Origin of the sequence: Bacillus sp. JJ864, from assembly GCF_036963045.1 — a bacterium.
GTDB lineage: Bacteria > Bacillota > Bacilli > Bacillales > Bacillaceae_G > Bacillus_A > Bacillus_A pseudomycoides_C.
The window spans coordinates 43,100-52,375 of sequence record NZ_JBALLY010000094.1; the positions used below are offsets into that span (position 1 = coordinate 43,100).

General features: G+C 35.7%; 7 protein-coding genes. 6 read left to right on the forward strand and 1 reads right to left on the reverse strand.

The annotated features are described in order from the left end of the window. Window positions 1-81: 81 nt before the first annotated feature. Both V7024_RS15650 and V7024_RS15655 read left to right on the forward strand, forming a co-directional pair. Window positions 82-798 (forward strand): EcsC family protein, encoded by a 717-nt coding sequence (locus tag V7024_RS15650; protein ID WP_335521535.1) that lies wholly within the window; start codon window positions 82-84, stop codon window positions 796-798. Between the two features lie 693 nt (window positions 799-1,491). Next, on the forward strand, window positions 1,492-2,124 hold the full coding sequence (locus tag V7024_RS15655) for a type 1 glutamine amidotransferase family protein (RefSeq protein WP_335521537.1): 633 nt from the start codon (window positions 1,492-1,494) through the stop codon (window positions 2,122-2,124). Window positions 2,125-2,348: 224 nt separating this feature from the next. On the opposite strand, the gene V7024_RS15660 is transcribed toward V7024_RS15655, so the two are convergent. After that, the gene (locus tag V7024_RS15660; RefSeq protein ID WP_335521540.1) at window positions 2,349-4,757 is read right to left on the reverse strand and encodes a PAS domain S-box protein; all 2,409 of its coding nucleotides are present in this window, start codon (window positions 4,755-4,757) and stop codon (window positions 2,349-2,351) included. 293 nt (window positions 4,758-5,050) lie between these two features. On the opposite strand from V7024_RS15660, the gene V7024_RS15665 reads away from it, so the two are divergent. The 4 genes from V7024_RS15665 to V7024_RS15680 all read left to right on the forward strand — a co-directional run. Beyond that, window positions 5,051-5,527, forward strand: a complete 477-nt coding sequence (locus tag V7024_RS15665; protein ID WP_306197162.1) for a PH domain-containing protein — start codon at window positions 5,051-5,053, stop codon at window positions 5,525-5,527. Further along, a complete protein-coding gene (locus V7024_RS15670; RefSeq protein WP_335521544.1) occupies window positions 5,520-6,944 on the forward strand; it encodes a PH domain-containing protein in 1,425 nt (474 codons plus the stop codon). The genes V7024_RS15665 and V7024_RS15670 overlap by 8 nt, the downstream gene beginning before the upstream one ends. A gap of 325 nt (window positions 6,945-7,269) precedes the next feature. Further along, window positions 7,270-7,704, forward strand: a complete 435-nt coding sequence (locus V7024_RS15675) for a hypothetical protein (RefSeq protein ID WP_335521546.1) — start codon at window positions 7,270-7,272, stop codon at window positions 7,702-7,704. A gap of 260 nt (window positions 7,705-7,964) precedes the next feature. Beyond that, window positions 7,965-9,276, forward strand: a 1,312-nt coding sequence (locus V7024_RS15680; RefSeq protein WP_335521548.1) for a DNRLRE domain-containing protein, incomplete at its 3' end; no start/stop codon positions are given.

A 9,276-nucleotide genomic window follows, 5' to 3' on the forward strand; every position in this document is an offset into this window, starting at 1 on the left:
AACTAACCATCAGTGGGGAATAAAGAGCCCCCACTGATGGAAGTTTCACTTTAAACCGTACATAGGGAAAGGGAGAAAAGAATGACTGAATATGAGCAAAAGGTCATCTTAGAATTACAACAGTGGAAAAGAAAAATTATCAAAAATTCTTCTGTAATGACACGTTTCTCTAAAACAGTTCAAACGAAAATGCAGCAGCTTATTCCGGGAAAAGTGCAAAAGATACTTACAGAAACAATTAAAACGATGGTGCAAGGTATTAGCATTGGCTCGAATTTCATCAAACCGAGGCTAAAAGAAACCGATTGGTCACTACAAAAAAGAGATGAAGAAGTATTAAAGAAGATAGATGAGTATAAAAAGGTTGCAGCTGCAGAAGGAGCCGGGACAGGAGCGGGAGGTTTTTTACTCGGGCTTGCTGACTTCCCGCTGCTGCTCAGCATTAAAATTAAATTTTTATTTGATGCGGCAACATTGTACGGCTATGATACGAGTAAACAAGAAGAGCGGTTATTTATTCTCCATGTATTTCAGCTTGCGTTCTCAAGCGATAATCACCGGAAAGAAATATGGAAGGCGATTGAGACGTGGGATACAAATAAAGAAAATCATATCGACTGGGAGAAGTTCCAGCAAGAATACCGCGATTATATTGACCTAGCCAAAATGTTGCAGCTCGTCCCTGTCATCGGTGCACCGGTGGGAGCGTATGCGAACTATCAACTATTGCAACGCCTTGGTGAAGTGACGATGAATTGCTATCGGCTGCGGTTTTTGCAGCGGGAAGGTAAGATGTGATAAGAGCTTTTTTAAATCATAGAAAGGAGCTGACTCGAAAAAGGACTAATGTCAGCTCCTTTTCATGTACTTGATGCGTCGAATCTTGTTGAAGAATCTTTATATCGTGTCGAAGCGCCGATATATTTTAAAAAGTGGTCGATATATTGTGAAAATCGCTGATATATTGAAAATATCGCCGATATATCAGTGAACATATAAGAAGGAGCTGATTCAAATGACATCTACATCTTTTTTGAGTCAGCTCCACTTTTCTTTATAAGTCTCTATTATGCAGAATACATCATGACCTGCACTTGCTTGCTAAATCATTGCGCGTGGCAGGAAAAGGCCCTGACCGCTACTATGCGCGGCCAGATGCTCTCGACCACTTAAAAAAATGCTTTTCTATCGGTTTTTCATAGAGTGACTGAGTAGTTACGATTTTTCAAAAATAGAATGCTAATCTGTAAAATTAAATATGTGTTTTTAATCATAGTAGATAGAAAAACAATATTATCATACAATGCTACACATTATATGAATAAGAGATACATCACTATTTGATAGTGGTGTGTTTTTTATTTTAGAAGACCTCATATACTGACATAACAAAAAAATAGATTTACTACAACAATCATTTTTGTATAATTAAATTAGAATATTTCGGAAAAGTTTTATAGGCTATATCAATTGTGATTGGAGTGCTAGTAGATGCAAACAACAAAAGTTTATCTTTATGTATTTAATACAATGTCAGACTGGGAATATGGATATTTAATCGCTGAACTAAACTCAGGAAGATATTTCAAGAAAGATTTAGCGCCTTTAAAAGTAGTTACAGTAGGAGTTCATAAAGAAATTATTACTACGATGGGAGGACTGAGCATAAAACCAGATATTTCCCTTGATGAGTGTACTCTTGAAGGGAAAGACCTATTCGTTTTACCTGGAGGGAATACTTGGAGAGAAGATATTCATCAACCTATCTTGAAAAAAATTGGTGAAGCTTTAAAGCTTGGCACTATTGTTGCTGCAATTTGTGGTGCAACTGAGGGTCTCGCGAATATGGGATACCTAGATTCTAGAAAGCATACAAGCAATGACTTAGAGTATATTAAAATGGTCTGTCCTAATTATAAAGGAGAAAAATTTTATGAGATGGGACCTGCGGTATCTGGTGAGAATTTGGTTACTGCATCAGGAGTAGCTCCTCTGGAATTTGCGATGGAAGTACTGAAAAAATTAGATGTATTTGCACCAGATACATTACATTCATGGTATAACCTAAATAAGACTCATAAACCTGAATACTTCTTCCAGTTAATGAATTCAATAAGTGGATGAGCTAAAGAAATCAACTGAGAAGTTTTATATTAGTTTAATTCAAGTGAATTTTATACGTTGTAGTATAAAAAGGATAAATCATACAGGTTTACTCTGTATGATCTATCCTTTTCTTTTTTTTCTCTATATAATGTGTAACATTATATTTAATCCCTTTAGAAACCAAGGTATAATAGCTTATTTCTTACTTTTAATAAAATAATTTTGCATTCTTTTTTGTTTTCTCATTTACAAATAGGAAGAGTAACCTCGATCGTTGTTCCTTTATTCACTTCACTTTCAATCCATATCTTGCCTTGATGCATTTCAATAATTTTGTAACAAATCATTAATCCCAAGCCAATTCCTTCTTCTTTAAGGCTATAAAAAGGTTCTCCAAGGTATGGTATACGTTCTTGAGGGATCCCGCAACCTTGATCAATAAATCGGATATTGATTTGATTATGATCGGCTTGATCAATTTGAATGACAATTTCTCCGCCCGTTGGCATCGATTCAAAAGCATTTTTTAAGATATTAATGAATACTTGTTTTAATTGATTCCCTTCACAATGGATTATTGGAATATTAGACATAATTTCTGTCTTCATTTGTATATTATTCATGAGTGCTTGGGGCTCTAATAGCATGACAACTTGATTCATTAACATACTTATATCATTAGGCTGAATTTTCACTGCCTGCGGTTTGGCGATTGCCATAAATTCATTCGTAATGCTTTCAATTCGATTAATTTCTGATGATACGATATTTATATAGTGGTGATTCTTTTCATTTTCCACTGTTTTTAATAATTGCATGAATCCTTTCATTGCCGTTAAAGGGTTCTTAATTTCATGAGCGATTGCTGCAGCTAATTGGCCTACAACAGCAAGCTTTTCAGATTTTCTTAATAATTCTTCCGTCTTGATTCGTTCGGTAATGTCTCGAGAAATACTTAAGAAAACTTCTTTTCCATTCAACTTGAATACACGAATACTAAATTCAGTCGTTATCTTCTTTCCTGAAGGAAAAACATATTCGTCTTGTAGAGTAAAAGAATTTTCCCCGTTTTTAATTTTTTCTATTAATCTTTTTATAAGGGGAGAATCCGTAAAAACAAGATCAGAAAATGGCGTACTAACAATTTCATCTCTACTTAAATCAAACCGTTCACACCCAATCGCGTTTACTTCAATGAATTGAGTGAGAGTTCGATTTTTATCCAATTCTACCACGTATACGGCATCTGCTGCCTGTTCGAATAGGACGCGATATTTCAATTCACTTTCTTGCAATTGTTGATATAATTGCTGTCGTTCTTTTTCTGCTTGTTTTCTTTCGGAAATGTCCCTACATATTGCAGAGAGCGCTATTATATTCCCTCTTACATCTAGAACAGGTGAAACCGTTATACTTACATCAATTAAATCCCCATTTTTTCGTTGTCTAATGGTCTCTAATCTAGTAATTGTCGATTTTCCAGACAGAATATTTCGAACGATTTCTATCGATTCATCTATTAAGAAATCGGGTACAGAAGGAAATTTTTTACCGATCAGTTCTTGTATTGACCAACCAAATATCATTTCAAAAGCTTTATTAGTTTGTAAAATATGTCCTTCTCGATCAGAGATGACAATCGCATCTACGTTGTTATCTACAAATGACTCTAATAATTCTTTAGTCGTTTTTAATTCATTCTCCACTTTTTTTCGCTCTGTAATATCAATGGCAGAACCGACAACCTCAATTACTTTTCCATTTCGCTTAATTGGCCGAAGTGCGATTAAAGCAATGGTTTCATCATCTGGCCAGGGGATTTCAAATATAACTTCATTCCCTTCCCATGCTTGTACATAATACTTCAGTAATTGAGGAACGAGATGGGGAGGGATAATGGAAGGATCGATAGTACGTAAACTCTTGCCTACCACTTGTTCAGAATAAAATCCGTTTTGATAATAAAATTGTCCATCACACATCGTATGTATAAAGTGCGTATCTATTTTAATAAATTTAAAGATTCCTCCTTGCAGTTCATGAACAGTATCTTTCAACTCTTGCTTCGATCTTTTTAATTTGTGATTCATTTCAAATAACTCTTCTGTTAAGGAATATAACTTTTGATAAGCTTCCATCAGAAAAAGTCCGCTTAAAAGACCTATACTTGTAAATAATAAGCTTTGCATGTAAAGAATATTAGATATTACAGTCGGAATGAAGAATCCTCCTATCAATCGAATCATAGCCACATAACAAATTAGATAAAGAAAGCTAGCTTTAAACGGATGTAAGTTTTTGAAATATGTTTTAAAAATAGTATATATAATACCTACTCCTAATAATGTGACCACATACGGTCCACAATATCCATCCATATAAATAACACGCATGATCAAAATACCAAGTAACGTAATCCAACCGGCAGTACGACCAAAGTAAATAAATGAAAGAATGAGAGGGACAGCTCGAAGATCATAGTAAAACCCCATGTATTTAAAAGAAAAGGCCATCAAAATAACAGCAATAATCGCCCCATATATTTTTTCAATGAACTGGCTAGACTTAATCGCAAACACTTGGATGAATATAGTTGAACTAACTAGGAAAACAAAAATAAAAAGATTAATGAAAAAGTCCTTGATAAACATGTAGTGCCCCCCTTATATGAAACGAATTCGACAAAAAAGGAGAAAATCCTACAAATACTTTTATAGAAATAGATGGATAGTCTGTTTTTGTTTGTGACTAAATGTGCTGTTTTAGAGTAAATGATATAAATAGCAGCACTAGAGAATCTGAATTGTTTACCTTCAAACTTGAAATGTAATACTATTAGAAAGGAAGAGATTCCCTTTATATATCTTGTTTTCCAATTATGTTTTTAATATGATTATAGAGTCATAGAAAAAGTAGCATTAGATTATGAAGTAGAGGTGAAAGAATGCAACCATTAGAAAATGAAATTAATCCAAAGATGGTAAGAGTATGGCAAATTAGCTCGCTCATTACATCTGGAATCGGTCTTATTATTACAATTGCTTATTTTATATTTATGATGAAATTTGACTGGACAGGTTGGATATTTGGAGCACTTGTAATCGGTCTTCTTGCGTATGCACCGCTCGGTTATCTTGTATTTCCGAGTTTACGTCAGCGCTATTATAGTTACGAATTAAACGAAGAGGAAATGGAAATTCAAAAAGGGATGTTTACTGTAGAGAGAGTACTTGTACCGATGATTCGTATTCAGCATATTACAATTGAACAAGGGCCCATTATGCGTAAGTTTGATTTAGCTGAGTTGAAAATTTCAACAGCCGCAACAGCGCATAGTCTTCCTGGATTGACGATGCGCGAAGCTGAGAGATTAAAGCGCCAAATTGCAGAACTGGCAAAGGTGAGTGATGAGGATGTATAAGCGGCAGCATCCGATTACGATCTTGTTTGAGGTAAAGCTAAGTAGTATTTTACCAGTATTTTTTGTTTTCGTTGTGAAAGATGGGACATTTCCCTTTTGGTATTTGATCCCGCTTCTATTTATAGGCGCAGGAATTATTTTTAACCTCATTTCGTGGTATCACAAAATGTATTGGGTTGAAAATAATGTATTACATATTAAAGAAGGTCTTTTCACAAAGAAAGAAAGCTATTTAAATAAAGAGCGTGTACAAACCATTAATACGAGCTCAAATATTTTATATCAAATATTAGGTTTAACAAGACTTAAGATTGAAACAGCAGGCGGGGTTGGCGAAGCAGAGGTGCAGTTAGCAGGAATTACGAGCGAGGAAGCCGCAAGTTTAATTGCCATGTTAAATAAAAATAGCGATGTGAAGGATGAACCTGAATTAGAGATTGCTACGATTGAAAAGAAAGAACATAACACAGTCGCATATACATTAACGTGGAAAGAAATTTTACTAGCAAGTATTACATCGGGGAAATTTGGTCTTTTATTTTCCATTCTTTTCGTTTTAGCAGATAAAATTCGCGATATTATGCCGAATCATATTGTGAAGAAAATGGAGCATTATGTGGAAACGTATGTATCAAAAAGCGATATAGCCGGCTGGGTATATATGCTTGTTGCTTTATTATTATTATCATGGATTGTTTCAACAATTCAATATGCGTTGCAGCATGCGAATTTTACCATTTCACGTAAAGGAGATGAAATTCGCATTTCGCAAGGTTTGCTAGAAAGAAAAGAGCTTGTCTTGAAAGCGCACCGTATTCACGGGATTAAAATGAAAGAAGGGATCCTTCGCAAACCTTTTGGATATTGCTCTGTTCACGTAGAAGCCATTCAAAAATTTGAAGAAGGACAAACAGACGTAACGATCCATCCACTTATGAAAAAGAAAAAAGTGCTAGAGATGCTGCAATATTTACAATTGCCATATGACATAAACAGTGAGATGACAAGATTACCGAAAACGGCAATGAGACGTCATATGTTAGACAATTTTATTTTCGCTTGTATTGTAGCAGTACCGATTATCGGTTCGAGTATTTATTTTCACAAACACTTTCTACTTGCGTTATTATTACCACTTTTCTTAGTATCCATCTGGCTTGGCTATGCGCAGTACAAAGCAGGCGGATATCGAATTGATGGCGATCAGCTAACAATGTCATATCGCGGAATCGCCAAATATACTGTTTTTGTGAAAAGAAGACATATTCAATCCTTAAAGAAAAGTCAATCATACTTCCAGAAAAAAGATGCACTTTGTACATATAATTTCCATAATGCCTCGGCTGGTCATACGTTAGAACATGTACGTATGGAAGATGCGGAGAAGATGCAAAGTTGGTATAAGCGAGAGTATTGATATATCGGTGCTTCGACACGGGATAAAGATTCTTCGACGATGTTCGACGCGCTGGAAACACTAAAAGGAGCTGACAGAAGTCATCTCCTTTTTTAATATGGAACAGGGTTTTAAACTAGATTGATATTTTAGTTTGTGAATTAAAATGTAAATGTTTAATAATTTTACCAAAATTACTTTAAAATAAAAAGGTTTATCGAAAAATGTCAGAAATTTGTGCATTTTAATTGTTTTAAATTGAGAATTTTCTAAAATATCATTGCCTTTATTTTCTACTTTTTTTACATTGGTTTTGTAATATTAAAAATTTTGGCGAGGTGAATGTATGAAAGGGGAAAAAAGAAAAAGGCGATGGTATCGGTATGTAATTCAACTCATCGTGATGGCGTTAATTGTGTCTTCTATTCCGATGGAGACAATCGCGGAATCGATGAACAATGGCAAACCAGCGCAAGGGAACAAAGTTTCTTCTACTGAACAAACAAAGAAGCCGACTGAACAGAAACAAACATCAGACGGAAAATCTACTGAAGTGGTAGAAGAACGAACCGAACACGAAAAGGTGTTTGATAATAAGAATGGAACGTATACAAAGAAAGTTTACACAGAGCCCATACATATAGAGAAAGATGGGAAATTAGAAGAGATTCAACCAGAGCTTGTCGCAAAATCCTCACAAACAATTGCGACAAAAACAACGAAGTTAAAACCGACATTTCAAAAAAAGCTAGAAAAAAAGAATACGCAACCTTTGAAGTAGATGGTCACAAAGTTACGTATAAGTTAACAGGGGCAAAGGGTGAGAAAGAAGGGCTCCAACCATCTCAAGCTACGGCTACTTATGAAAAAAATGAGATTTGGTATAAAAATATTTTTCCAAACATCGATTTACGTACGATTACGTTTAATGACAAAGTAAAAGAAGATATTGTTCTGAATGAATATACAGGACATCATATCTTTACCTTCCAATTACAAACTACATTGACACCGAAGTTAGAAGAAGACGGTTCTATTTTGATGGTGGATGATAAGCAAAAAACAGTGTTTACATTGCCAAAACCGTTTATGACAGATTCCAATGTACATCCTGAATCAAATGAAGCGCCAATTTCAGAAGATGTAAAGTATACGTTGGAGAAACAAGAAAATAATACGTACAATGTAACCGTTACTGCGAATCCAAAGTGGCTGCAAGCTCCTGAGCGAAAATATCCAGTTTATATTGACCCTTCTATTACGATGGGGAGTTTCCAAGAAGCTTACGTATCGAGTGCATATCCAAAGAACAATTATTCCAGATGGGTGCTTTGGGATGAAGGGCAGAAAGCGCATACACTAAAAGTAGGTTATTTTGATAATCGTACTGGTTATAATTTTGCCTATACGAAGCCGGAACTTTCTAGCTTGAACGGTGCAATTGTACATGATGCAAAGTTTTATGCCTATGCGTCGTGGCATTATTACGGAAATAATCCGAATGAAGTTTGGCTAGATGAAGTCAAAGGCGACTGGGATTACATTACGATGAACTGGGAGACAAAACCGTGGTCTGAAGAAATTGCAGTTACAAATGTTAGCCGAAATCAATGGGCAGAGTTTAATGTCACAAACACAGTGAAAGCGTGGCTAAGCGGTGAGAGACCGAACTATGGATTTAAGCTGCATCCGAACGGGCGAGGGCAAACACATTGGAAGAAATTTATTGCGGCTTATAACGGAGGAGATACAGCGCCGCATTTAGAAATTACGTATTCCTATCCAAAGCCGAATAAACCGCGTTTATCAGCTTATTCAAACGGTATTGGAAGCGGAACAGGACATATTAATGTGAACTGGGATGCAGTACCGGGTGCAACGGGGTACCGAGTGGGAATTTTTGATGGGACAGATTACAACTATTATCAAGTTGGGAATACGACATCTTGGTCAACAAAGGATAAAAAAATCTGGCCAAATAAAGAGGAAGTAAGCCGTGGGCGAAATGACCTTCATTTCGATGGATTAGGCGAAGAAGTGCCAACGAGTCCTTCTCAGTTGTATCAAAATGGTGGTTCTAAAGAACAAGGAAACGATAAACATGCATACAAAGTAAAAGTTGTAGCGGAGTATCCTCATGATGAAATGAGTCCAGAATCAGATGAAGAAAAGGTATTTGTGCCGCTAGAAGCACCAAAGCAGCCGAGATCGCATGCCTTTACAAATTTGACTGGTTCCCAATCGGGGTACATTGAGCTAAACTGGGATCAAATTCCTGGTGCTACAGGCTATCGCGTTATTTTTTATAATGGAAAGAGTCACGATGTATTTGATGTTGGAAATGTGACGAAGT

Bases quoted from the DNA above. Each gene is read 5' to 3' on its own strand.
- V7024_RS15650 (WP_335521535.1), top strand. From the start codon at position 82: ATGACTGAATATGAGCAAAAGGTCATCTTAGAATTACAACAGTGGAAA.
- V7024_RS15655 (WP_335521537.1), top strand. From the start codon at position 1,492: ATGCAAACAACAAAAGTTTATCTTTATGTATTTAATACAATGTCAGAC.
- V7024_RS15660 (WP_335521540.1), bottom strand. From the start codon at position 4,757: ATGTTTATCAAGGACTTTTTCATTAATCTTTTTATTTTTGTTTTCCTA.
- V7024_RS15665 (WP_306197162.1), top strand. From the start codon at position 5,051: ATGCAACCATTAGAAAATGAAATTAATCCAAAGATGGTAAGAGTATGG.
- V7024_RS15670 (WP_335521544.1), top strand. From the start codon at position 5,520: ATGTATAAGCGGCAGCATCCGATTACGATCTTGTTTGAGGTAAAGCTA.
- V7024_RS15675 (WP_335521546.1), top strand. From the start codon at position 7,270: ATGAAAGGGGAAAAAAGAAAAAGGCGATGGTATCGGTATGTAATTCAA.